Here is a 24531-nt window from a genome sequence, read left to right as displayed (position 1 = left end):
ATTGCACCATGACCGATTTACGCCTGAACATCATCTGGAGCATCTTGCTCAGCGCCACCGCCCTCACCTGGTGGCTGGGCGAGGGCCAGGCCGATGGCCAATCGGCGCTGGTCACGGCGGGCATCGTGCTCAGCCTGTCGGTGGTCAAGGGCTGGTGCATCATTCAAGACTTCATGGAGCTGCGCCACGGCCCGCGCCTGTGGCGTTACCTGATGCTGGCCTGGATCATCGCCATGGCGGTGTTGCTTTTTGCGGCCTCTTTTTGGTACAGCGTGCGCGGCTAATGTGATGTTTTCTTGACTAAGTTCAAGGTTTTTCCTTTCTTAAAAGATGAAGATCAGAGTGTTCTTTTTAAGAAGGAGGGCTTGCACATGAGCCAAACACACAGCGGGTTTACCAAACAAATGGCCCGCAACATGTTCTTCGGAGGCACGGTCTTTTTCGGGCTGGTGTTCGCCGGGTTGATCTTTGACAGCGAACGGCGTATTCCAGAACGCTCCAACGCGCAAAACATCACCGAATCGGTGGTGCGCGGCAAGCACGTCTGGGAGACGAACAACTGCATCGGCTGCCACTCGCTGCTGGGTGAAGGGGCGTACTTTGCCCCTGAGCTGGGCAACGTGTACAAGCGCCGTGGCCCGGACTTCATCAAAACCTGGATTCGCGATATGTCCCCCTCGGGCGTACCGGGTCGCCGCCAGATGCCGCAGTTCAACCTGACCGAGCAGCAGCTGGACGACATGGTCGAGTTCTTGAAGTGGACCGGTGAGATCAACACCGAAAACTGGCCACCCAACATCGAAGGCTAAGCCAGGGAGCAACAACTATGACAAACCAAGTCTTGAAATACAAAAGCCAATCGGTCGCCAAGCTGTACTTCATCGGCGCCATGGCACTGTTTGCCGGCCAAATCATTTTTGGCATCACCCTGGGGTTGCAATACCTGATTGGGGATTTGTTCTTCCCCTACATCCCCTTCAACATCGCCCGCATGGTGCACACCAACTTACTGATTGTGTGGCTGTTGTTTGGCTTCATGGGCGCGGCCTACTACATGGTCCCGGAAGAGGCCGAGACCGAGCTGTACAGCCCCAAGCTGGCGATTGCGCTGTTTTGGATCTTCCTGATCGCAGGCGCGGCCACCATCCTGGGCTACCTGCTGGTGCCCTATGCACGCTTGGCCGAAGCCACGGGCAATAACATCCTGGCCACCATGGGACGGGAGTTCTTAGAGCAACCGCTGCCCACCAAGGTGGGGATCGTGGTGGTGGCCTTGGGCTTTTTGTTCAACATCAGCATGACCGTGCTCAAAGGCCGCAAAACCAGCATCTCCACCGTGCTGCTGATGGGGCTGTGGGGCCTGGCCATCTTCTTCCTGTTCAGCTTCGTGAACCCGGAAAACCTGGTGCGCGACAAGATGTACTGGTGGTTTGTGGTGCACCTGTGGGTTGAAGGCGTGTGGGAGCTGATCCTGGCCTCGCTGCTGGCCTACGTGCTGGTGAAAACCACGGGCGTGGACCGTGAAGTGATCGACAAGTGGATGTACTTGATCATCGCCTTTGCGCTGATGTCCGGCCTGCTCGGTACGGGCCACCACTACTTCTTCATCGGCATGCCTGGCTACTGGCTGTGGATCGGTTCGGTGTTCTCCGCCTTGGAGCCCATCCCCTTCTTCCTGCTGGTGCTGTTTGCCTACAACATGGTCGCGCAGCGCCGCCGCAACCACCCCAACCAGGCCGCCATTTTGTGGGCCAAGGGCACGGCGGTGGTGGGCTTCTTGGGTGCCGGTGTATGGGGCTTTATGCACACGCTCGCCCCGGTGAACTACTACACCCACGCCACCCAGCTGACCGCTGCCCACGGCCACTTGGCTTTCTACGGTGCGTATGTGCTGGTGGTGATCACCATCATCAGCTACGCCATGCCCCACCTGCGTGGTCGCCTGGCCAACAGCCCTGAAGCCCAATCCATGGAGAAAAAAAGCTTCTGGGTAATGACCATCGGCATGTGCGTCATGGTGCTGGCCCTGACCATCGCCGGGGTCATGCAATCCTACCTGCAGCGCTGGCTGCCTGAAGGCCAGGCCCTGTCCTACATGGCCACCCAAGACGAGCTGCGCGGTTACTACTGGCTGCGGGTCGTGGGCGGCGTGGTCTTCCTGATCGGCCAGTTCATGTACTTCGCCAGCTTCTTTATCGGTGGCAAACACGTCGAAAGCCACGCCGATGCCATGGCTTTGAAAGCTGCTTAAGCCTTAAAACCCTCGCAATTACGGAGAACCCACCCCATGGACCACAGCGATAGCCGCCACCTGCAGGCCCAGCAACAGACCCCCTACTACGCCGAACAAGGCGGCGAAGCGGCCCTGTTTGCCCATGCTTTCGAGCAAAAACTGCCGGTGCTCATCAAAGGGCCCACGGGGTGTGGCAAAACCCGTTTTGTCGAACACATGGCCGCCCGACTGGGCCGCCCGCTCATCACGGTGAGCTGCCATGACGATCTATCGGCCTCTGACCTGGTCGGTCGCCACCTATTAACCGATGGTGGCACCGTCTGGTCCGACGGCCCCTTAACCCGCGCCGTGCGCCAAGGCGCCATCTGCTACCTGGACGAGGTGGTCGAAGCGCGCAAAGACACCACCGTCGTGCTGCACCCGCTGGCCGACGACCGCCGCGTGCTGCCCATTGAGCGCACCGGTGAACAAATTAGTGCGGCCCCTGGCTTCATGCTGGTGGTCAGCTTCAACCCTGGCTACCAAAACGTGCTCAAAAGCCTGAAACCCAGCACACGCCAGCGGTTCATCGCCCTCAATTTCAACTACCCCGCCCCCGAGGTGGAGCTGCGCATCGTCGCGCACGAAGCCGGGGTCGATACCCTCACCGCCCAAAAACTGGTGGGCCTGGCCCAAGCCCTGCGCCGCCTGACCGAGCAAGACCTGGAAGAAACCGTCAGCACCCGCCTGCTGGTCATGGCCGGGCGCTTGGTGGCCAGCGGCATTGCCCTGCCCACCGCTTGCCAGGCCGCCGTGATCGATGCCCTGACCGATGATGCCGAGACCGCCGCCGCCCTGGCCGAAGTGGCCGCCGCCGTGTTGGGCGAAGCCTCGGCACCGTAATTTAAAAAATAAATAGCTGTTTGCGCTTATTTAACAAAGAATTCAAGATCAAAAACCTTGAATTTCTTATATACAAAGCGCTAACAGCTATTTTTTATGAGGAAAAAGCAGCATGGAAGAATGGGTTGGCATTCAATGGCACCGCTTCATCACCCGCGCCGCCGATGGCCGTGACAACCCCGGTGCCGTGCGCCTGGAAGCCGTGCAGCGCAGCATCGGCCTGATGTTTCGCGCCGGCGGCGGTGCCCAGGCCGTACGTTTGGCCCCAGCCAACACCACCCGCGTACACAACCAACGCAGCCTGCTGCAACGCATTGCCGGCAGCGCCACCCACGCCTACTTGGGCCAATGGCAGCCCGATGTGCTCTCGCTGCCCCCGGCCATCAGCGTGTTTAGCGATGCCCAGCAAAACCGCGCCCTGTACCTGTGGCTGGCCGCACTGGCCGCACAAACCCAAGCCAGCAGCGATTGGCTCACCAGCCAAATGCAGGCCACCCAGGCGGCACTGCAAACCTTTCCGGGCCTGACGAAAAACTACCACGCCCTGCGCCAGGCCCAGCTGGCCCAGCGCCCTGCCCTGGCCCGCCTCAAAGGCCGCGCCGCCCAGGCCGAGCACGCCGTGCAATGCGCCCTGCGTGGCGACGCGCTGCCCAAGGATCGCCCACTCGATCTTCACCAGGCCGATGTGGCCCCGGTGTGGTTGTGGCTCACCCAGCCGCCGCTGGCCGCCGAAGCCACCCGCAACATCAAAGACCAAGATGGTCAGCAAAATAACACGCAAAACTTAAGCGCCAACGACCGCCGCCGCCGCGCCGCCCAGGCCATCAAGGATGAACGCAACGAAGCGCCCTTCATCATGATGTTCCGCGCCGAATCGTTTATGTCGTGGACTGAATTTACCAAGGTCAATCGTGCTGACGACGATGACGATGACGGCAACCAGCTCAACGCCGCCAACAATATGGACGAACTGGCCATTGCCCCGGATGGCCAGTCCAGCGCCTCGCGCGTCAAGTTTGACCTCGATTTGCCCAGCGCTGCCCACGACGACCTGCCCCTGGGCCCCGGCCTGAAATACCCCGAATGGGATTTCAAGCGCCAGGCCCTGGTGCCCGAGCACTGCAGCGTGCAAATCTACACCGCCCGCGATGCCGAACCCGCCACCCCGCCCGTGGCCCTGCGCACCACCGCCCGGCGCATGCGCCGGCGCTTGGAGGCGCTGCGGGCCGACCCAGGCCGCGTGCGCGGGCAAACCGAAGGCGACGACATCGACCTGGATGCCTGGATTCGCTACCAGGCCGACCAGGGCCCACGCAGCAGCACCCCCCCCGTTTTTCAGCGGCGCGTGCGCACCGAGCGCAGCTTGGCCACCGTGCTGCTGGCCGACTTGTCGCTGTCCACCGATGCCCACGTGAATGACACCACCCGGGTGATTGAAGTAATTCGCGATGCGCTCTACGTGTTTGGTGAAGCGCTGCACGCCTGCGGCGACCCGTTTGCCATGCTGGGTTTTTCCTCGGTGCGCCGCACCAAGGTGCGCATCAACCACCTGAAAAACTTTGATGAAGCGTGGGACAAGGCCTGCATTGCCCGCATCCACGCCATCCGCCCCGGCTACTACACCCGCATGGGCGCGGCCATCCGCCACGCCACAGCGCAACTGAGCCAGCGCGGCGAGCACCAACGCCTGCTGCTCATCCTGACCGACGGCAAACCCAACGACCTGGACGTGTACGAAGGCCGCTACGGCCTGGAAGACACCCGCCAAGCCGTGCGCGAAGCCCGCCAAGCGGGCCTGACCCCGTTTTGCGTGACCATTGATGCCGATGCGCACGACTACCTGCCGCACCTGTTTGGCTCGCAAGGCTACGCCCTGGTCCACCGACCACAAGATTTGGTGCGCCGCCTGGCGGGGGCCTATGCCGGTTTAACGCGCTAAAGCAAGATCGTGACCAAGCCCTTCGCTGGTAAACTTGACTGCTATCAATTTTTAGTCTTTGGTTTGTGTCATGGATCTGCAGCAGTTCGATATTCCCCGTTACTTGGCCAATTTACCGCTGTTCGAAGAAATCGCCCCCGCCGATTTGCAGCGCTTGGCCCAGGGGTGTCGGTTGCGCAATTTCTCCCGTGGGGAAAACATTTTTAGCGTCGGCATGCCTTGCGAGGAATTTCACGTCACCGTCACTGGCCAAGTGAAACTGTTCGCCCTCTCGCCCAGCGGCCAAGAAAAAGTCATTGAACTGGCCGGCCCCGGCATCAGCTTTGCCGAAGCGCTGGTGTTCACCGGCAAGCCCTACATCATCAATGCCCAGGCCTTGAGTGAATCCATCGTGTTAAGCGTGGGCAAAGCGGCCGTGGTGCGCGAGATTGAAGACGACCCGCGCTTTGCCATGCACATGCTGGCGGGCATCTCGCGGCGGCTGCATGGGCTGGTGCACGATGTGCAGGCCTACTCGCTGCACAACGGCATGCAGCGCGTGATTGGCTATTTGCTGCACCCGCTGGAAGAAAATCCGGCCACCAGCACCGCACTCAAAGTATCGCTGCCGGTGAGCAAAGCCACCATCGCCTCGCGCCTGTCCATCACGCCAGAATACTTCTCGCGCGTGCTGCACGAGCTGGAAAGCGCCGGCCTGATCCGCGTGGACAAGCGCGAAATTCACATTCCCAACGCCGCCCGCCTGGCCAGCCACTGCGCTTAATCGAGTACCCCCGCGCTGCGCAAAAGCTGCGCCGTCTCAAACAGTGGCAAGCCCATGATGCCGCTGTAACTGCCCTCGATATGGGCAATAAACGCCGCCGCCGCCCCTTGAATGCCGTACGCCCCGGCTTTGCCCATGGGCTCACCACTGGCCACATAGGCGCTGATTTGTGCGGGAGTGAGCGGGGCAAACTGCACCTGGGAAATCGACAGCGCCGCCCAGCGCCCGGCCCCCGATGCCACGGCCACCGCGGTAAACACCTGGTGGGATTGGCCCGACAGCTGCGCCAGCATCTGCGCGGCATCGGCCCCGTTGTGGGGTTTGCCCAAAATCACCCCCTCCAAGGCCACGGTGGTGTCGGCACACACAATCGCCCCAGGCGGCAAACCACGCTGGGCGTGGCGCTGCACGGCCGCTTCAAGCTTCAAGCGGGTGACGCGTTGTACGTAATCCACGGGCGCTTCGCCTGGCAAGGCCAGCTCCAGGGCTTCGGCATCTTCCTGCGGCCCGGGCAAGAGCAGCGCATGGGCCACGCCAATTTGCGTGAGCAACTGGCTGCGCCGTGGGCTTTGGGAGGCGAGGTAAATCAAAGAATGCATAGCAGGTGCCGCTGAAACAAAGGCCGTTTCAAGCAATTTAAATGATGAAACCCACTGGTGGCAAGCGCAACGCGCTCTATTTAATTGGGTTTTTATTCGCGGTGGTAGGGGTGCCCGGCGTTCACCGACCAAGCGCGGTAGAGCTGCTCAATCAGCAGCACCCGCACCATGGCGTGCGGCAAGGTCAGGTCGGACAAGCGGATGCGCTCATGCGCAGCTTGCTTGAACTGGGGATCCAGCCCATCGGGCCCACCGATGATGAGGGCCACATCGTCCCCCTCGAGTTGCCAGTTTTTCAGCCGCTGCGCCAAGGCCGTGGTGCGCAGGGCCGTGCCGTGCTCGTCCAGCACCACGGTGCGGCTGCCCCGGGGGATGGCCGCTTCAATGCGCTTGCGCTCAGCGGCATACAGCGTGGCCAGGGTTTTGGAGCCGCGCGGCTCGGTCTTGACGGTTTTGAGCTCGACTTTGAGCTCCGGCGGAAACCGCTTGGCGTAATCATCGTAGGCCGTCTGCGCCCAATCGGGCACATGCTGGCCCACCGCCACAATCAACACACGCATGGGAACAAAGCCGCAGACAAGCGAGACGGCATCGCCAACTTAGACTTTCTTGGCGGCGGCGGCTTTGCGCACCGCACCGGGCTTTTTGGCCGCACCCCGGGCTGTGGTGGGCTTGACGACCACGGTCTTGATGGCCGCCTCGGCCTTGGGTGCCGCAGGCTTGCGGGCCGGGGCTTTTTTGACTGCGGCGGCCGCGCCACCGGCGACCTTGGTGGTCGTCATGGGCTTTTTCGCCGGGGCTTTTTTGGCGGCGCTGGCACTGGTAGTGGCACTGCTAGCGCTGCGGGTGCTGGCCGCACGCGGTTTGGTGGTGCTGGCTTTGGGTTCGGCTGCGGTTGTGCTGGCCGTTTTACGCACGCTGGGTTTTTTGGCGGGAGTGGCGGCCGGGGCTTCTTGGCTGGCATCTTCCGAGGCGGTGCGTTTGGAAACTTTGGCCCCGCCCAGTTTGACGCGCACGGGCTTTTCGCCCCAAATCTCTTCCAAGCGGTAGTACTGGCGAATGGCCGGTTGCATGATGTGCACCACCGCCTGGTTGCAATCGACAATGATCCATTCGCCGCTGGCTTCACCCTCGTGGCGCGGGGTGGCAAAACCGGCTTTTTTCACGGCATCGCGCACGCTGCTGGCAATGGCTTTGGTTTGGCGATTGGAGGTGCCGGTGGCCACAATTACGCGCTCAAACAGCGGGGATAAATGCTCGGTGTCGAACACCTGAATGTCTTGGGCCTTGACATCCTCCAGCCCATCGATGATGGCGCGTTGGAGTTTGGTCAGGTCTTTTTTAACGGCGGTGTTGGAAGTGGAGCTCATCAGGACGGGCAAATCGAAGTAAAGTAAAAAATGCCCCGACCGTTACAACAGCGGGGCAACAAAGGCAATTTCAAAAATTATAGGTTTAAGCGCTAATCCAGTCCCGGCGCACTAGGTATTTGGTGAGCAGCTCGGCTTCGGGGCTGCCCGGCGGGTCTTGGCGCTGGTAGCTCCAGTTGGCGTGCAAGGGCATGGACAACAAAATCGATTCGGTACGGCCGCCCGATTGCAGGCCAAAGTGCGTGCCCCGGTCCCACACCAAATTAAATTCGACGTAGCGGCCTCGGCGGTAGCGCTGAAAATCCACCTGCGCTTGCGTGTACGGCAGGGCCTGGCGTTTTTCGACAATGGGCAGGTAGGCCCCTAAAAACGCATCACCCACGCTTTGCAGCATGGCAAAGCTGTGCGCCTGGCCCAGCTCGGCAAAGTCATCAAAAAAGATGCCGCCAATGCCGCGCTGCTCTTGCCGATGTTTTAAATAGAAGTACTCATCGCACCAGGTCTTGAATCTTGGGTATAGATCAGCACCAAAAGGCGCTAAAGCATTACGGCAAGCGCTATGGAAATGTTGAGCATCTTCGTCAAACCCATACACCGGCGTTAAATCCATGCCGCCGCCAAACCAGCAAACAGCTTCTTGCCCTGCTGGCTGGGCAGAGATCATGCGCACATTCATGTGTACGGTGGGCACCAAAGGATTGACCGGGTGAAACACCAGCGACACGCCCATGGCCTCAAAGGGCGCACCGGCCAACTCGGGGCGGTGCTGGGTGGCCGAAGGCGGCAGCTGCGGCCCGCGCACGTGGGAAAAGCCGCAACCGGCCCGCTCCCAAATGCGGCCACCTTCCAAGATTTTGGTGATGCCATCGCCTTGCAGGCGCTCCTGCGGCCCCTTGGTCCAGGCATCGCGCACAAAGCGGGCTCCTTGCGGGCCTTCCACCTGCTCCAAAGCGCTGGTGATGCACTCTTGCAGGCCCAGGAGGTAATTGCGCACGCTGCTGCTGTCCACTGCCGTCATAGGGGCTGCCTTGTTTAGCTTTTGATAGCGCGATGGCCAATGTCGCGGCGGTATTGCATGCCATCGAAATGGATGCCCCGGGCCACGTCGTACACCCGCTGCTGGGCCTGGCGCACGCTGTCGGCCAGGGCAGTGACGCACAGGACGCGCCCGCCGCTGGTGCGGGGCTTGCCCTCGGCATCAAGCTCGCTGCCAGCGTGAAACACCATGGCATCGTCCGCTTCGGCCGGCAGGCCGCTGATCAGGTCGCCTTTGCGCGGCGACTCGGGGTAGCCTGCAGCGGCCATGACCACGCCCAGCGCGGTGCGCCGATCCCATTCCAGTTCGACCTGGTCCAAGCGCCCGTCGGTAGCCGCCAGCAGCACATCGACAAAGTCGGTTTTCAGGCGCATCAGAATGGGCTGGGTTTCCGGGTCGCCCATGCGGGTGTTGAATTCCAGCGTTTTGGGCTGGCCCTGGCCATCAATCATCAGCCCGGCGTACAAAAAGCCGGTGAACGGCACGCCGTCTTTTTCCATGCCGCGCACGGTGGGCAGGATGATTTCGCGCATGGCACGGCCATAGACATCGGCGGTAACCACCGGCGCGGGCGAATACGCGCCCATGCCGCCGGTATTGGGGCCTTCATCGCCGTCTTTCAGGCGCTTGTGGTCCTGGCTGGTGGCCAGGGCGCAGACGTTTTTACCATCGACCAGCACGATGAAGCTGGCTTCTTCGCCAGCAAGAAATTCCTCAATCACCACGCGGGCACCGCCCTCGTTGTGCTGCACGCCAAATTTGTTATCGACCAGCATGAAATCGACCGCAGCGTGGGCTTCCTCCAGCGTCATGGCGACCACCACACCCTTGCCGGCGGCCAGACCATCGGCCTTGATGACGATGGGAGCGCCCAGTTTGTCGATGTAGGCGTGCGCCGCCACCGGGTCGGTGAAGGTGTCGTAAGCAGCGGTGGGAATGCCATGGCGCTGCATAAACGCTTTGGAAAACGCTTTGGAGCTTTCCAGCTGCGCGGCGGCCTTGGTGGGCCCAAAAATCTTCAGGCCATGGGCGCGAAATTCATCGACCACCCCGGCGGCCAAGGGCGCTTCGGGGCCGACCACGGCCAGGCCGATTTTCTCGGCCTGCGCCCATTCGCGCAGAGCCACGGGGTCGGTGATGGGCAGGTTTTCGAGCTTGCCGCCGGCCAAGGCGGTGCCGCCATTGCCAGGGGCCACAAACACCTTGGTCGCTTTGGGCGACTGGGCCAACTTCCACGCCAGGGCGTGCTCGCGGCCACCGCCGCCAATAACGAGTATTTTCATAATTCTGCGTTGTGATAGACGTTTTGCACGTCGTCCAGGTCTTCCAGCACGTCGAGCAGCTTTTGCATGCGCTCGGCATCGTCGCCTTCCAGGGCGATGGTGTTTTCGGCGCGCATGGTGACCTCGGCCATTTCGGGGGTCAGACCTGCCGCTTGCAGCGCGTTTTTGACCGCCTCAAAGTCGCCGGGGGCGGTCAGCACCTCGATGGCGCCTTCTTCGTCGGTAATCACGTCTTCGGCCCCGGCTTCCAGGGCGATTTCCATCACCTGGTCTTCGTTGGTGCCGGGGGCAAAAATCAATTGGCCCTGGTGCTTGAACTGAAAGGCCACCGAGCCTTCGGTGCCCATGTTGCCGCCGTGCTTGTTAAAAGCATGGCGCACTTCAGCGACGGTGCGCACGCGGTTGTCGGTCATGGTGTCCACAATGATGGCCGCGCCGCCGATGCCGTAGCCCTCGTAGCGGATTTCTTCGTACACCACGCCTTCAAGGTTGCCGGTGGCTTTGTCGATATTGCGCTTGATATTGTCAGCCGGCATATTGGCCGCTTTGGCCTTCTCAACGGCCAAACGCAGGCGCGGATTGGCATCCAAATCGCCGCCGCCTTGGCGGGCTGCCACCATGATTTCACGAATAATGCGCGTCCAAATCCGGCCACGCTTTTCATCCTGGCGGCCTTTGCGGTGCTGGATGTTGGCCCATTTACTGTGTCCTGCCACAAGAATTCCTTTTATGTTGGTTTAATCTCGGGAACCTAAGATTCTACCTTTTGACTTGAAGCCCCCGAGAGGAAACCCCAATATGCCCACCCCTTTGTCGCTTTTGCCCATCGCCCAGAATGCCCAAGGCGCGTGTGCCTTGCATTTGTCGCTGGCCAATCGCCATGGTTTGATCACCGGTGCCACCGGAACGGGCAAAACCGTGACCCTGCAAAAAATGGCCGAAAGTCTGTCGCTGGCGGGCGTGCCCGTGTTCATGGCCGACATCAAGGGCGACCTGACCGGCATCAGCCAAAGCGGCAGCATTGGCGAAAAAATGGCCCGCATTCTGACCGAGCGCGGTATTGAAGTGCCCCCAGCGGTTGCCTGCCCCGCTCAGTTGTGGGATGTGTTTGGCCAGCAAGGCCACCCGGTGCGGGCCACTATTTCAGACATGGGCCCCCAGCTCATTGGCCGCATGCTGGGTTTGAATGACACGCAAATGGGGGTGCTCAACATCGTCTTTAAAGTGGCCGACGACAACGGCCTGCTGCTGCTGGATTTAAAAGACCTGCGCGCCATGCTGCAGTACGTGGGCGACAACGCCAAACAGTTCACAACCGACTACGGCAATGTCTCGGCCGCCAGCGTCGGGGCCATCCAGCGCGGCCTGCTGCAATTGGAAACCCAGGGCGGGGAGCAGTTTTTTGGCGAACCCATGCTCAACATCGACGACCTGATGCAAACCGACCCCCAGGGCCGGGGCATGGTCAATATCCTGGCCGCCGACCAGCTGATGCAATCGCCGCGCCTGTATTCGACCTTTTTGCTGTGGCTGCTCTCCGAGCTGTACGAGCGCCTGCCCGAGGTGGGCGACCTTGAAAAGCCGAAGCTGGCTTTTTTCTTTGACGAAGCCCACCTGCTGTTCAACGATGCGCCCAAGGTGCTGGTCGAGCGCATCGAGCTGGTGGTGCGCCTGATCCGCTCCAAGGGCGTGGGCGTGTACTTTGTCACCCAAGTGCCCACCGACATACCCGACAGTGTGCTTGCCCAACTGGGCAACCGCGTGCAGCACGCCCTGCGTGCCTTTACGCCCAAAGACCAAAAAGCCGTCAAAGCCACCGCCCAGACCATGCGCCCCAACCCGGCGCTCAATATTGAGGCTGCTATTACAGAACTAGCAGTTGGCGAGGCGTTGGTAAGCTTTTTGGATGAAAAAGGCCGCCCAAGCGTTACCCAGCGTGCGTACGTAGCTCCTCCTGGCAGCCAAATCGGCCCGATTGCCGATGCTCAGCGCCAAGCGCTGCTGACCAACTCGTTGGTGGCGGGGGTGTATGAAACGCCGCTGGACCGCGAATCGGCCTTTGAAATTTTGCGCGACCGCGCCAACGCGGCGGCCCAGCAAAGCGCCCAGGCACAAGAGGCTTCATCGGGCCTTGGCGGCGTACTGAACGACTTTTTGTTTGGCAGCACCGGCCCGCGCGGCGGCAAAAAAGACGGGCTGCTGCAAAGCGTGGCCAAGTCCCAGGCCCGCTCCATCGCCAACAAAGCCGCTGGCCAACTGCTGCGCGGCGTGCTGGGCAGCTTGCTGGGCGGGAAAAAATAGCCCTTCCTTGCGCCATCTCACCCCAGGTGACAGCACAGCGGCAGATCCGCTTTTAGAATCAGCCGGTTTGCGGGTGCTGCCCGCCCAGGTTTTTCCGAATTTTTTCACGATTATTTTTTCACGAGACACCCATGAGCTTGCCTTTAAACAGTCTGGTCGATGCCACCCAAGACACCTTGGCCCACACCCGCTACAACATGGTGGAGCAGCAAATCCGCCCTTGGAACGTCAGCGACAACACCGTTTTAGAAGTGCTGCACAGCCTGCGCCGTGAAGACTTTGTGCCCCCTGCGCACTACCAAAAAGCCTTTATGGACATCGAAATCCCCCTGCGCGACGATGCCTTTGCCATCGAGCGCGGCCATTGCATGCTGGCCCCAAAGATTGATGCCCGCATGGCCAACGACCTGCAACTACAGCCCCATGAGCGCGTGCTGGAGATCGGCACCGGCTCGGGCTACATGGCCGCCCTGCTCTCGCGCCTGTGCCAGGATGTGACCACGCTGGAAATTGACCCCGAACTGGCCGAAACCGCCCGCGAAAACCTGGCCACTGCCGAATGCCACAACGTCACCGTGCGCGTGGCCGATGGCAGCCAAGACAGCTTGAGCGATGGCCCGTTTGATGCCATCGTCTTGAGCGGCTCTGTGGCCCAAATCCCCGAAAAACTGCTGGCCCACCTCAAAGACGGGGGCCGCCTGATCGCCATCGTTGGCGACCTGCCCATGATGCGCGTGACCATCGTGCGCAAGCAAGGCGGGCAACTGACCACCACCACCCCCTGGGACACCGTCGCCCCGCGCCTGCAAGGCTTTGCGGACAAGTCCAAATTCGTGTTCTAAGCACGTTTTCAACGCACTGCGATCGGCCCCGGCATGTTTTACCAAGTTCGGCCCAAGCAAATGGACAGTTGGCTGGCCCAATTTGCCGGCCAGGCCCCATTACCCCTGGTGCTGGATGTGCGCGAGCCATGGGAATGCGAGGTCGTGCGCCTGCCTGAAGATGCCCGCTTTGCGCAAGCCTTCATCCCCATGGGCGACATCCCCGCCCGCTGGCAAGACGCACTCGACCCCCAACGCCCCATTGCCTGCCTGTGCCACCACGGTGCCCGCAGCATGCGGGTGGCGGCTTATTTGGCCCAGCAAGGCTTTGCGCATGTGGCCAACATCACCGGCGGTATTGATGCCTGGGCGCACGAGTGCGACCCCAGCATCGGCTACTACTAGCCCCCACGCCCCCTCCATCCACCCATCATGAATGAAGCACGAGCCGCTTGTGCGCCATCATTTTTGGTAAAAATCACTAAAAAATTCATGCGAATACAGCGCAAAACGCTATGCCTTTTGATTGTTCTGGGCCTCAGCTATAGCGTTAGCGCCCAGGCCCAAAGCCTGCTGGATGCGGCCCAAAGCGCCTTGGCCCACGATGCCCGCTGGCAAGCCCAAACCCTCGCCACCCAAGCGGCCGCCCACCGCAGCGCCCAGGGCCGCGCCTTGTTGCTACCGCAAATTGGCCTGCAAGCAGGCACCCAGCACAGCGACAGTGAAGTGCGCCTGAGCACCCCGCAGGGCCAGCAAACGCACCACTTGCCCGCCTGGGAGCGCAGTGCCGGCATTGCCCTGAGCCAGCCGCTGTACCGCCCCGCCAACCTGGCCCAATACCGCCAAGGCCAGCACGCCCTGGAGCTGGCCCAGGCCCAGGAAGCGGCCGCTGGGCAAAGCCTGTTGCTGCAAGTGGCCCAGGCCTATGTGAACGTCTTGCAAGCGCACGATGTATTGCAAGTGCAAACCACCCTGCGCCACACCGTGACCGAGCAAGCCGCCCTGGCCCAGCGCAATTTTGATGTGGGCCTGGTCACCATCACCGATGTGCGCGAGGCCCAAGCCCGCCTCGATGCCGTGCAAGCCCAATGGCTGGCCGCCCGCAACGAGGTGGACATGCACACCCTGGCGCTGCAAAAACTAACCGGCTGGGCCGCCCCCCAACCCTGGCGATTGCCCCCCACAGCCACCCTGCCCACGGTCACCAGCCAGCAGCGCGATGCCTGGCTGGCCGACCTGCCCAGCACCCACCCTGTGCTGCGCCAAGCCGAAAAAGCCCGCACCGTGGCCCAGTTAGAAGTCACCAAAGCCCAGGCGGGGCACTTGCCCACTGTCGATTTGCAAGCCAGCTACGGCCAGCAGCGCAACCCCGATGGCAGCTTGACCCAAGCGCTGCCGCACCGCACCACCGTTGGCACCATCGGTGTCAGCCTGCAACTGCCTTTGTTTGCCGGTTTTGCCACCCAAAACCGCCTGCGCGAAGCCACCACCTTGGCCGCCAAAACCCAGGCCGATTACGAAGAGGCCCAGCGCAGCCTGGAGCTGGCGGTGCGCCAAGCCTTCCTTGGCTGGCAATCGGCCCAAGAGCAAAGCGCAGCCCTGGCCACTGCCGTCACCTCGGCCAACACCGCTTTGCAAGCCACCCAAACGGGCTACGCAGTGGGGGTGCGCATCAATGCCGACGTGCTGGCCGCCCAAACCCAAGCTGCCAATGCCCAAAAAGACTGGCTGCAAGCCCGCTACCGGGTGGTGCTGGGCTATCTGCAGCTGCGCCATGCGGCAGGGGTGTTGAATTTGGACGATCTGGGCCAGGTCAGCGCCTTGTTTGCCGCTGCTGGCTAAGAACGTGTTCACGATCTAAGTTTGGTTTTTTAGCCTCTTAGCCTCTTACCGCCGCCGCGCCAGGCTTTTTTGCGCCAAAGCGCGCCGCTGCAGCGATGGGCTGCTGCTGCGCAAAGCGGGCGCATCTGGCAGCGGGCGCTGCTGCAGCTGAATTTTTAATTCCTCGATGCGTTCGTTGGCCAGGTGCAGGCTGTGCTGCGTGGTTGCCAAAACGCTTTGCGCCGCCAGGGCTTCGGTCTCCAGCTGCGCTTGGCGGCTGCGCATTTCGGCCACCAGCGCTTGGGCATCCTGGGCGGCCTGTTGCTGCTGTTTTTTCAGTTTTTCCACCTCTTGGCGGCTGCGGTCCAGCTCGCCCAGCCAGCGCTTTTCATTGCCAGAAAACTGCTCGGCCAAGCGCTGACGCTCTTGCGCCGCCGCTTCCAACGCCGTGCTGTGCTGGCGCCGCTCGGCATCGCGCTGTTGTTGCAGCTCGTCCCACTCCTGGCGCTGGGCTGTTAATTGGGCCTCGCGCTGCTCCAGCTGCTGCTGCATGGCCGCCAGGCGCTCCGACAAATCGGCCTGCTGGTCTTGCGCGAGTTTTAACGCCGCGTCCAAGCCCTGTTTTTGCTGCTGCAAGTTCAGCTCCCCTTGCTCCAAGCGCGCCTCACGCGCGGCCAGGGCCTCTTGGGCCTGCGCCAGCGCCGTGTGTTGATCTTGCAGCGCCGTTTGGGCAGCCACTTGCGCCTGTTTGAGCGCGGCTTGCCACAAAGCCAGCGCTGCCTCTTGCACCACCTGGGGCAAGAGGGCATCGCCTTGCGCTTCATTTTCTGCAGCACTCAAGCGTTGCCCCAAGCGGCCAAACCAGCTTTCCAGCATGGGCCCCACGGTATTGGGCGAGCCCCGCCCCATGTGCTGGCGCACGCGCTCAATGGTGGGACGCTCGCCCTGCAGCAGCACGGCATCGGCCGCGGCCCAAACATCTTGCTCTTGCACGCCACGGGTGGTTTTGGGGGTGATGTACGACATAGTGGATAATTTACTTTTGATAAGTGAAGCTTATCGTTAATTATAAGCCAAATTTATTAAATAACATTTGTATTACATATTATTTCATACAAACAAATGCAAAAAAAACACTATTCCTCGGAAAACGACAAAAACAAACCGATTTCGGGCCATTCGCCTGGGGCTTCACATGCCAAAACGCCGCTTGCCCAGCCCGAGCGCCTGGGGGCGGCATTCGAGAGCGCTGCGCCCACCGCTCGCGCGCCTTCGGCCTTGAGCAGCCTGAGCCAGGCCACCTTGCTTGCCCTGCAAGACCTGCTGCGCCAGGGCGAAGCGGAAAACACCCTGCGCAGCTACGCCAGCGCCATGCGCTACTGGGCCGGGTGGATGCAGCTGCGGCTGGGGCAGACCATTGCCCTGCCCTTGTCGATGGAGGTGGTGTTGCAATTCATCGCCGACCACGCCCCACGCCAAACATCGACGGGCGTGCGCGGGGAGCTGCCGCCCGAAGTCGATGCCGCCCTGGTGCAATCGGGCTGCAAGGCCAAACTGGGGCCACTGGCGCACACCACCTTGGTGCATCGGCTGGCGGTGCTCTCCAAAGCGCACCAAAGCCGCAACCTGCCCAATCCCTGCCAAGACCCCCGGGTGCGCGAAGTGCTCTCCCGCGCCCGCAAAACCTATGCGCGGCAAGGTGGGCGGGTGCAAAAAAAAGCAGCCTTGACCAAGGATGTGCTCCAGCAACTGCTGGCCACGTGTGACGACAGCTTGGTGGGCCTGCGCGATCGGGCGCTGCTGCTGTTTGCCTGGAGCAGCGGGGGCCGCCGCCGCTCAGAAGTGGCGCAGGCCGATATGCGGTTTTTGCGGCGCTTGGCACCGGGGCAGTTTGTGTATGAACTGCTGGTGAGCAAAACCAACCAAACCGGCCGCGCTACGCCTGACAGCAACAAGCCCGTGCTGGGCGCGGCCGGCGCGGCCCTGGAGGCCTGGCTGGCGGCCAGCGCGATTACTGAAGGGGCGATTTTTCGGCGCATCCGCAAAGGCGGTCACCTGGATACCAGCGCGAAAGCGGCGGCGGGCTTAAGCCCTGCGGCGGTGCGTTTGATCGTGCAAGAGCGCTGCCGCCTGGCCGGGGTGGAGGGCGATTTTTCCGCGCACTCCCTGCGCTCGGGCTTTGTGACGGAGGCGGGGCGGCGCAACATTCCCCTGGCCCAAACCATGGCGCTCACTGGCCACCAAAGCGTGCCTACCGTGCTGGGCTACTTCCGCGCCGAGGCGGCTATCCACAATCCGGCGGCTTATTTAATGGAAGAGGAAGAGAGCGGGAAAGACTGAATAAGTCAATAAGTGAAGCTGCTTGCGATTGAATTGCGCTAATTTCAGATTAAATAGATGATAAATCTTTATAAATAAAGCGTAACAAGCACCTTTATTTATAGCGTCGCCCGAAACGCATCGCTGGCCGCCGCCGCCTGCTCCAGCCGCCGGGCGATGCTGCCGCACACCAGGTCGCACAGCGCATCGACCGAATCATCCGCCAGCCGGTAGTACACGCTGGTGCCGCGCCCCTCGCGGCTGACCATGCCTTGTTTGGTCATGAGCGACAGATGGCGCGAGATATTGGCCGCCGTGTAGCCGCAGGCCTGGGCCAGCTCGCCCACGTTGTATTCGCGCTGGCGCAGCAGATTCAAGATCTGCAGGCGCGTGGGCTCGGCCAGCACTTGGAAATAGGCGGCAACTTGCTCCAAAGCTTGGGGGGGAAGGTCTTTTTTCATAACAGCAGCTATTTACAAATCAAAAGCACACGGGCCGGCACGGGCTACCACGGGCCCAGGGGTGGCAAAGCCAATAAAGCATGATACATTGTTGCTTATTTAATTGATTGCTTAAATAAGTAATAAAGGAATTGCTATGACCACCGTCTCTGCTCCTTTCCAACAGCGCCGGTTGTGCGCTCTGGGTGCGATCGCCCTGGCTGCGGCTGGCAGCCTGGGCGGCACAGCGTGGGCGCAACAACCCCGTCCACCGGCAAGCGCTTTGGCTTACCACACTGTGGCGGCGGCCACGCAAGCGGGCTGGCACAGCCACGAGGCCCAGGTCGAGGCGGTGCGCGATGCCCTGCTCTCGGCCCAAGTGCCTGGGGCCATTGTGGCGGTGCAGGTGCAGGCGGGGGATGCGGTGAAAAAGGGCCAGCCCCTGCTCAAAATTGATGGCCGCATGGCCCAGCAAGGCGCTGTGGCCAGCCAGGCCCAAGTCAGCGCCGCCCAGGCCCAACTGCACGTGGCCCGCAAAGAGTACGAGCGCCAGCAGCAGCTGTTTGCCAAACACTACATCAGCCAGGCCGCCCTAGACAGCGCCCAGGCCCAATGGCAGGCCGCTCAGGCGCAAGTCAAAGCATTGCAGGCCCAAGCCGGTGTGGCGGCCACGCAATCGGGCTTGCACACCATCACGGCCCCGTTTGACGGCATCGTGGCCCGCGTGCCGGTCACCGTGGGCGATATGGCCCTGCCCGGCACGCCCTTGATCGCGCTGTACGACCCCAGCGCCTTGCGCATTACGGCCCAGCTTGCCAACGCCCCCGCCCAGGCCCTGCGCCAGGCCGACGAAGTGCAGATTGAGTTGCCCAGCGCCGCACAGCGCTTGCGCCTTGCGGCCACGCAAGTGCAGGTGCTGCCCAGCGCCGATCCGCTGACCCACACGGTGACGGTGCGGGTGGCCTTGCCAGCGGATGCCACCAAACTTGTGCCCGGCCTGTTTGCCCGCCTGTGGGTGCCTGCCACGGCCCCCAGCGCGTCCGCAGACGGCGCTGCGGCACGCCTGCCCGTATGGATTCCGACCCAGGCCGTGGTGCGCCGCGCCGAGATGACCGGGGTGTATGTGCAAGCGACCAACGGCCAGCCGCAGCTGCGCCAGGTGCGCCTGGGGCCCGTGCAAGGCGACCAGATCGAGGTATTAAGCGGTCTGCGCCCCGGTGACCAGGTGGCCCTGGAGCCGCAAAAAGCCGCAAAGGGGCACTGATATGAAGCCAACACCTGCCACCATGGGCCTTTCCGGGCGCATTGCCGCCGCCTTCCAAAGTGCCCAAATCACCCCATTGCTGGCCCTGCTGGCCCTGCTGCTGGGCCTGTTTGCCGTGCTGGTCACCCCGCGCGAGGAAGAACCGCAGATCGACGTGACCATGGCCAACGTCATCGTGCCCTTCCCCGGTGCGTCGGTGCGCGATGTCGAGCAAATGATTGCCACGCCCGCCGAGCAGGTGCTGGCGCAAATGCTGGGCGTAGAGCATGTGATGAGCGTCTCGCGCCCCGGCATGGCGGTGCTGACGGTGCAATTTGCGGTGGGCGTGCCACGCACCGAGGCGTTGGTGCGCCTGCACGACACCCTGCGCAGCAACGCCGACTGGCTGCCGCGCGGCCTGGGGGCGCAAGAGCCCATCATCCGCCCCAAGGGCATTGACGATGTGCCGGTGGTCACCCTCACCCTGTACAGCGATGCCCCAGACAGCGGCCCCTTTGCCCTGGAGCGCGTGGCGCACAGCATCGAGGCCGAGCTGATGCGCGTGCCCGGTGCCCGCACCGTGACCACCCTCGGCGGCCCCGGCCGCGCCGTGCTGGTAGAACTGGATGCGGCCCGCATGGCCAGCAGCGCCATCACGGTGGACGATGTGCGCGCTGCCTTGCAATCGGCCAACCAGGGCCTGCCGCTGGGTGAGTTGCTGGGCGGCAACCAATCCGTCACGCTCGAGGCCGGGCCGCTGCTGGCCAGCGCCCAGGAGGTGGCCGACATCATGGTCGGCGCGCGCCAGGGCAAGCCGGTTTTTCTGAAAGACATCGCCACTGTGACCGATGGCCCCCGGCCTGCGCAGCGCTATGTCTGGCATGGGCAGGTGAGCGCTGGCCAAGCCACCGAATATCCGGCCGTCACCCTGGCGGTAACGAAAAAAGCCGGGGCCAACGCCATCGACGTGGCCCAGGCCGTGATGCAGCGCGTGGAAGAGCTGCGCAACACCGTCATCCCCGCTGAGGTGCAAGTGGCCGAAACACGCGACTACGGTGCCACGGCCAACGACAAGGCGCAAAAACTGATCCAGAAACTGCTGTTTGCCACCGCCAGCGTGGTGGCCCTGGTGTTTTTTGCCCTGGGCCGGCGCGAGGCGCTGATCGTTGGCGTGGCCGTGGGGCTGACGCTGGCGGCCACCTTGTTTGCCTCGTGGGCCTGGGGCTTTACGCTGAACCGCGTGTCGCTGTTTGCGCTGATTTTTTCGATTGGCATCCTGGTCGATGACGCGATTGTGGTGGTCGAAAACATCCACCGCCACCAGGCCCTGTACCCGGACAAAACCCTGCTGCAGCTCATCCCCGGTGCGGTCGATGAGGTGGGCGAGCCCACCATTTTGGCCACCTTCACCGTGATTGCCGCGCTGCTGCCCATGGCCTTTGTCAGCGGGCTGATGGGGCCGTACATGGCCCCCATCCCCATCAACGCCAGCATGGGCATGGTGATTTCGCTGGCCGTGGCGTTTACCGTCACGCCCTGGCTGGCGCGGTTGTGGATGAAAAACCATAGCGCCACCAACATATCCAGCAACGCGCAAAGCGGTATTTCAGCCAAAATCACGCCGCTGTTTGAGCGCATCTTTACCCCGCTGCTGGATGAACACACAGGGCGGCGCAACCGCCGCCTGCTGGGGCTGGCGGTGGTGGGCCTGATCGCACTGTCAATGCTGCTGCCGGTGCTGGGCTGGGTGCAACTGAAGATGCTGCCGTTTGACAACAAATCCGAATTTCAAGTCATCGTCGATATGCCCGCCGGCACCCCGCCCGAGGCCACCGCCGCCGTGCTGCACGAGCTGGCCGCCCACCTGGCCACCGTGCCGGAGGTGACCAACTACCAAGCCTACGCTGGCACGGCCGGGCCGATCAACTTCAACGGCCTGGTGCGCCAATACGACCTGCGCAGCGGCGGCGAGGTGAGCGACATCCAGGTAAACCTGAAAGACAAACACGAGCGCCAAGACCAAAGCCACGCCATCGCCATGCGCGAGCGCCCGGCGCTGCAAGCCATTGGCGCACGGTTTGGTGCCAATGTGAAAGTGGTCGAAGTGCCGCCCGGCCCGCCGGTGCTCTCGCCCATCGTGGCCGAAATCTACGGCCCTGAGGCCGAAGGCCGCCGCCAGGTGGCGCAGGCTGTGCGCCAGGCGCTTGCACAAACCACTGGCATTGTTGATCTGGACGATTCGGCCATTGCCAACGCGCCGCGCCAGCTGGTGCTGGTTGATCGCGCCAAAGCCATGCAAATGGAGGTGCCGCAAGCGGCCATCGTCAGCGCCCTGCACGCCGGTTTGATGGGCGAAGCGGCCACCTGGCTGCGCGATGCCCACAGCAAATACCCCACCCCCGTGCTGCTGCAACTGCCGCCAGAGCGCCACGGCGACCTGCCGGCCCTGCTGCAACTGCCAGTGCGCACCGCCGATGGCCGCACGGTGGCCATTGGCGAACTGGTCACCGTGACCGACACCCTGCGCGAGCAGCCCATCTACCACAAGGATTTGCTGCCCATGAACCTGGTGGTGGCCGACATGGCCGGCAAGGTCGATAGCCCGCTGTACGGCATGTTTGCCGCCCGCAGTGCAATTGCCACCATCGTTGCGCCCGATGGTGCGGGGCTGGAGGAATACTTCATCCGCCAGCCCAGCGACCCGTACCGGGGCTACGCCATCAAATGGGATGGCGAGTGGCAAATCACCTACGAGACCTTCCGCGACATGGGCGCCGCCTACGCCGTGGGGCTGCTGCTGATCTACCTGCTGGTGGTGGCGCACTTTGCCTCGTACCTCACGCCGCTGATCATCATGGCCCCCATTCCGCTGACCATCATCGGGGTCATGCCCGGCCACGCCCTGCTGGGGGCGCAATACACCGCCACCAGCATGATCGGCATGATTGCGCTGGCCGGCATCATCGTGCGCAACTCCATCTTGCTGGTGGACTTCATCCGCCTGCAGGTACAAGCCGGGCAAGACTTTAAGCAGGCCATCGTGCAATCGGCCATCACCCGCGCCCAGCCCATTGTGCTGACCGGGCTGGCGGCCATGCTGGGGGCGTTTTTCATCCTGGACGACCCCATCTTCAACGGCCTGGCGATCTCGCTGATCTTTGGCATCGCCGTCTCCACCGTGCTGACGCTGGTCGTCATCCCCCTGCTGTACTACATCGCCTACCGCCACCGCCTGGACGTGGTGCGCGGCCCGGCAGCTTCGCCAGCTGCCCCCTCGCAAGGAGCCGTTGAATGACTACGCTAACCATAGCTGCAAGCGCTTTACCCACAAGGGCTAAACACCGATTTCTTGTAAAACTTCACCCACTGGCTGTTGCCCTGACCGCTACCGCCTGCGCCCTGCTGACCGCCCTGCCAGCCCAGGCCACCGATTTGCTGCACGCCTGGCAGGCCGCACAAACCCACGACCCCCAATGGCTGGCCGCCCAGGCCGCCCACGGCAGCGCCCAGCCCCTGCGCCAGCAGGCCAAGGCGCTGTGGCGGCCCAGCCTGGGACTGAGCGCCAGCGCCGGGCGCGGCTATGGCGAAACGCAGATGCAAGGGGCGCAATTTTCCGCGCCCGGCATGGGCACCAGCAGCGGGGTGGACTTTGGCACCTCGGTCACCCACGGCAACGCCACCCAGATTGCGCTGCAGGCCAGCCAGCCCCTGTACAACCCCGAACGCCGCGCCCAGCAGCAGCAACTGAACGCCAGCGCCGACATTGGTGACCTGCAATGGCAAGCGGCCCGGCAGGCGGCCATGCTGCGCACCGCCCAGCAGTACCTGGACCTGGCCGTGGCGCAAGAAGCCCTGCGCGTGCTGGAGCAGCAACTGGCCGCCATCAACCGCACCCTGGCCGAAGCACAAGAGCGCTTTGACCTGGGGGCCGCCCCCATCACCGCCGTCCACGAAGCCCGCGCCCAGCAGGCCCAGCTACAAGCGCAGCACCTGGCCGCGCAAACCACGCTGGACGTGCAGCGCCGCCAGCTGCACGACACCACCGGCCTGCCAGCGGCCGACCTGGCCCCGCACCTGCCCGTCACCATCGCCCCCCTGGGCCAAGCGCTGGCGTGGTGGCAAGAGCATGCGGCCGCGCACAACTTCAGCATCCGCCTGCAGCAACGCGCCGTGGAGGCCGCCCAAGCCGAAGCCAGCAAGCACCGTGCCAGCGCCGCGCCCAAGCTCGACCTGGTCGCCCAGGCGCAGCAGCAGCGCCTATCGGGCCGGGGCGACTTTGGCCGCCACGCCCGCAACAAAGACACCCAGGCCCTGGTCGGCGTGCAGCTGACCGTGCCGCTGTACACCGGCGGCTACCGCTCGGCCAAGGCCGACGAAACCCAGGCCCAGGCCCAAGCCGCCCAGGCGCAACTGGCCGCCACGCAAACCCTGGTGGCCCAGCAAGTTCACGCCGCCTGGCTGGGCGAGCAAACCGGTGTGCAGCAAGTGCGCGCCCTGGAAGCGGCCCTGCAGGCCAGCGCCGCCCGCCAAGAAGCCACCCGCATTGGCCAAGCCACCGGCGAGCGCACCGTGCTGGATGTGCTGCACGCCGACAACGACCACGCCGCCGCCACCTTGGCCCTGGCCCAGGCCCGCAGCCGCCTGCTGCTGGCGCAATTGCAACTGGCCCAACTGGCAGGCACCTTGGATGAGGCCGCACTGCAGCAAGCCAACCAGGCGTTTGCACAGGCGCCAAAGCCATAAATGCATAGCTGCTTGCGCTGGATGCACAAGGAAATAAAGGATAAAAATAAAAAAACGCCCGTATAACGGGCGTTAAGCGCTATCTTTTAAGCGAGTCGCTTAGCGAATCAGCGGCACCCCTGTTTTGGACTGAATCTCTTCAAACGTCACATCCGGGGCCAGCTCGACCAGCTTCAAGCCTTCAGGGGTCACATCCATCACCCCCAGATCGGTAATGATGCGATCGACCACGCCTTTGCCGGTCAAGGGCAAGGTGCATTCGGGCAGGATTTTCAAATCCGTGGTGCCGTCTTTTTTGCGGGCCACATGCTCCATCAGCACGATCACGCGCTTGACTCCGGCCACCAAATCCATCGCGCCGCCCATGCCCTTGACCATCTTGCCCGGAATCATCCAGTTGGCCAGGTCACCGCTGGCGGTGACCTGCATGGCACCCAGAATAGACAGGTTGATCTTGCCGCCGCGAATCATGGCAAACGACTGGTCAGACCCAAAAATCGCCGAACCCGGCAAGGTGGTCACGGTCTGCTTGCCCGCGTTGATCAGGTCGGCATCAACCTGCTCTTCGGTGGGAAAGGGGCCAATGCCCAGCATGCCGTTTTCCGATTGCAGCCACACCTCTTTATCGCCCGTGTGGTTGGCCACCAGGGTCGGAATGCCGATGCCTAAGTTCACGTAAAAACCGTCTTCCAGTTCCTGCGCCGCACGCGCGGCCATTTGGTCTTGCGTCCAAGGCAT

The 24531-nt window shown here is 62.7% G+C and carries 23 protein-coding genes; 14 read left to right on the top strand and 9 right to left on the bottom strand.

Going from position 1 to position 24531, the window contains the following annotated elements; all coding sequences use genetic code 11:
• Positions 1–8: 8 nt before the first annotated feature.
• From J1777_RS04925 to J1777_RS04900, 6 genes are all read left to right on the top strand, one after another.
• The gene (locus J1777_RS04925) at positions 9–284 is read left to right on the top strand and encodes a cytochrome C oxidase subunit IV family protein (RefSeq protein ID WP_207574728.1); all 276 of its coding nucleotides are present in this window, start codon (positions 9–11) and stop codon (positions 282–284) included.
• A gap of 87 nt (positions 285–371) precedes the next feature.
• Entirely contained in the window at positions 372–809 is a 438-nt protein-coding gene (locus tag J1777_RS04920; RefSeq protein ID WP_207574727.1) for a c-type cytochrome, read from the top strand.
• A gap of 17 nt (positions 810–826) precedes the next feature.
• Positions 827–2251 (top strand): cbb3-type cytochrome c oxidase subunit I, encoded by a 1425-nt coding sequence (locus J1777_RS04915; RefSeq protein WP_207574726.1) that lies wholly within the window; start codon positions 827–829, stop codon positions 2249–2251.
• Positions 2252–2287: 36 nt separating this feature from the next.
• The gene (locus J1777_RS04910) at positions 2288–3115 is read left to right on the top strand and encodes a CbbQ/NirQ/NorQ/GpvN family protein (RefSeq protein ID WP_207574725.1); all 828 of its coding nucleotides are present in this window, start codon (positions 2288–2290) and stop codon (positions 3113–3115) included.
• Positions 3116–3227: 112 nt separating this feature from the next.
• A complete protein-coding gene (locus J1777_RS04905) occupies positions 3228–5054 on the top strand; it encodes a nitric oxide reductase activation protein NorD (protein ID WP_207574724.1) in 1827 nt (608 codons plus the stop codon).
• A gap of 70 nt (positions 5055–5124) precedes the next feature.
• Entirely contained in the window at positions 5125–5817 is a 693-nt protein-coding gene (locus J1777_RS04900) for a Crp/Fnr family transcriptional regulator (RefSeq protein ID WP_207574723.1), read from the top strand.
• Here J1777_RS04900 and J1777_RS04895 read toward each other — a convergent pair.
• From J1777_RS04895 to J1777_RS04870, 6 genes are all read right to left on the bottom strand, one after another.
• Positions 5814–6416: a Maf family protein gene (locus J1777_RS04895; RefSeq protein WP_207574722.1), complete on the bottom strand. Its 603-nt coding sequence runs from the start codon at positions 6414–6416 to the stop codon at positions 5814–5816. The genes J1777_RS04900 and J1777_RS04895 overlap by 4 nt on opposite strands.
• Positions 6417–6508: 92 nt before the next feature.
• On the bottom strand, positions 6509–6976 hold the full coding sequence (gene rlmH, locus J1777_RS04890; RefSeq protein WP_207574721.1) for a 23S rRNA (pseudouridine(1915)-N(3))-methyltransferase RlmH: 468 nt from the start codon (positions 6974–6976) through the stop codon (positions 6509–6511).
• 39 nt (positions 6977–7015) lie between these two features.
• Entirely contained in the window at positions 7016–7786 is a 771-nt protein-coding gene (gene rsfS / locus J1777_RS04885; RefSeq protein WP_207574720.1) for a ribosome silencing factor, read from the bottom strand.
• Between the two features lie 85 nt (positions 7787–7871).
• On the bottom strand, positions 7872–8804 hold the full coding sequence (gene hemF, locus J1777_RS04880) for an oxygen-dependent coproporphyrinogen oxidase (RefSeq protein ID WP_207574719.1): 933 nt from the start codon (positions 8802–8804) through the stop codon (positions 7872–7874).
• Positions 8805–8818: 14 nt separating this feature from the next.
• Positions 8819–10105, bottom strand: a complete 1287-nt coding sequence (gene purD / locus J1777_RS04875) for a phosphoribosylamine--glycine ligase (protein ID WP_207574718.1) — start codon at positions 10103–10105, stop codon at positions 8819–8821.
• Positions 10102–10821, bottom strand: a complete 720-nt coding sequence (locus J1777_RS04870; protein WP_207574717.1) for a YebC/PmpR family DNA-binding transcriptional regulator — start codon at positions 10819–10821, stop codon at positions 10102–10104. Before J1777_RS04870 ends, purD begins: the two co-directional genes overlap by 4 nt.
• Positions 10822–10903: 82 nt before the next feature.
• On the opposite strand from J1777_RS04870, the gene J1777_RS04865 reads away from it, so the two are divergent.
• The 4 genes from J1777_RS04865 to J1777_RS04850 all read left to right on the top strand — a co-directional run bounded on the left by J1777_RS04865 (position 10904) and on the right by J1777_RS04850 (position 15069).
• The gene (locus tag J1777_RS04865) at positions 10904–12406 is read left to right on the top strand and encodes a helicase HerA-like domain-containing protein (protein ID WP_207574716.1); all 1503 of its coding nucleotides are present in this window, start codon (positions 10904–10906) and stop codon (positions 12404–12406) included.
• Between the two features lie 131 nt (positions 12407–12537).
• Positions 12538–13248 (top strand): protein-L-isoaspartate O-methyltransferase family protein, encoded by a 711-nt coding sequence (locus tag J1777_RS04860; protein WP_207574715.1) that lies wholly within the window; start codon positions 12538–12540, stop codon positions 13246–13248.
• A 33-nt stretch (positions 13249–13281) separates the two neighbouring features.
• Positions 13282–13632, top strand: a complete 351-nt coding sequence (locus J1777_RS04855; RefSeq protein WP_207574714.1) for a rhodanese-like domain-containing protein — start codon at positions 13282–13284, stop codon at positions 13630–13632.
• A gap of 117 nt (positions 13633–13749) precedes the next feature.
• Complete coding sequence (locus tag J1777_RS04850) at positions 13750–15069, top strand: TolC family outer membrane protein (RefSeq protein ID WP_207574713.1); 1320 nt, start codon at positions 13750–13752, stop codon at positions 15067–15069.
• A 45-nt stretch (positions 15070–15114) separates the two neighbouring features.
• Here J1777_RS04850 and J1777_RS04845 read toward each other — a convergent pair whose 3' ends face one another.
• A complete protein-coding gene (locus J1777_RS04845; RefSeq protein WP_207574712.1) occupies positions 15115–16074 on the bottom strand; it encodes a DNA-binding protein in 960 nt (319 codons plus the stop codon).
• A 96-nt stretch (positions 16075–16170) separates the two neighbouring features.
• On the opposite strand from J1777_RS04845, the gene J1777_RS04840 reads away from it, so the two are divergent.
• The gene (locus J1777_RS04840; RefSeq protein ID WP_207574711.1) at positions 16171–17388 is read left to right on the top strand and encodes a tyrosine-type recombinase/integrase; all 1218 of its coding nucleotides are present in this window, start codon (positions 16171–16173) and stop codon (positions 17386–17388) included.
• Positions 17389–17486: 98 nt separating this feature from the next.
• On the opposite strand, the gene J1777_RS04835 is transcribed toward J1777_RS04840, so the two are convergent.
• A complete protein-coding gene (locus tag J1777_RS04835) occupies positions 17487–17828 on the bottom strand; it encodes an ArsR/SmtB family transcription factor (RefSeq protein ID WP_207574710.1) in 342 nt (113 codons plus the stop codon).
• 136 nt (positions 17829–17964) lie between these two features.
• Between J1777_RS04835 and J1777_RS04830 the strand changes: the two genes are divergently transcribed.
• From J1777_RS04830 to J1777_RS04820, 3 genes are read left to right on the top strand one after another with little or no spacing between them, the layout of a single operon-like run.
• Positions 17965–19071, top strand: a complete 1107-nt coding sequence (locus J1777_RS04830; protein WP_207574709.1) for an efflux RND transporter periplasmic adaptor subunit — start codon at positions 17965–17967, stop codon at positions 19069–19071.
• 1 nt (position 19072) lies between these two features.
• Positions 19073–22345 carry an efflux RND transporter permease subunit gene (locus tag J1777_RS04825; protein ID WP_242700388.1) on the top strand — a complete coding sequence of 1091 codons (3273 nt, stop codon included), beginning with the start codon at positions 19073–19075 and terminating at the stop codon, positions 22343–22345.
• On the top strand, positions 22342–23793 hold the full coding sequence (locus J1777_RS04820) for a TolC family protein (RefSeq protein WP_207574708.1): 1452 nt from the start codon (positions 22342–22344) through the stop codon (positions 23791–23793). Before J1777_RS04825 ends, J1777_RS04820 begins: the two co-directional genes overlap by 4 nt.
• A gap of 99 nt (positions 23794–23892) precedes the next feature.
• Here the strand turns inward: J1777_RS04820 and J1777_RS04815 are convergent, their stop codons facing one another.
• Complete coding sequence (locus J1777_RS04815) at positions 23893–24531, bottom strand: 3-oxoacid CoA-transferase subunit B (protein ID WP_207574707.1); 639 nt, start codon at positions 24529–24531, stop codon at positions 23893–23895.

Origin of the sequence: Comamonas denitrificans (assembly GCF_017368815.1) — a bacterium.
Lineage (GTDB): Bacteria > Pseudomonadota > Gammaproteobacteria > Burkholderiales > Burkholderiaceae_C > Comamonas > Comamonas denitrificans.
This window is presented reverse-complemented; position numbering and strand designations above follow the sequence as displayed.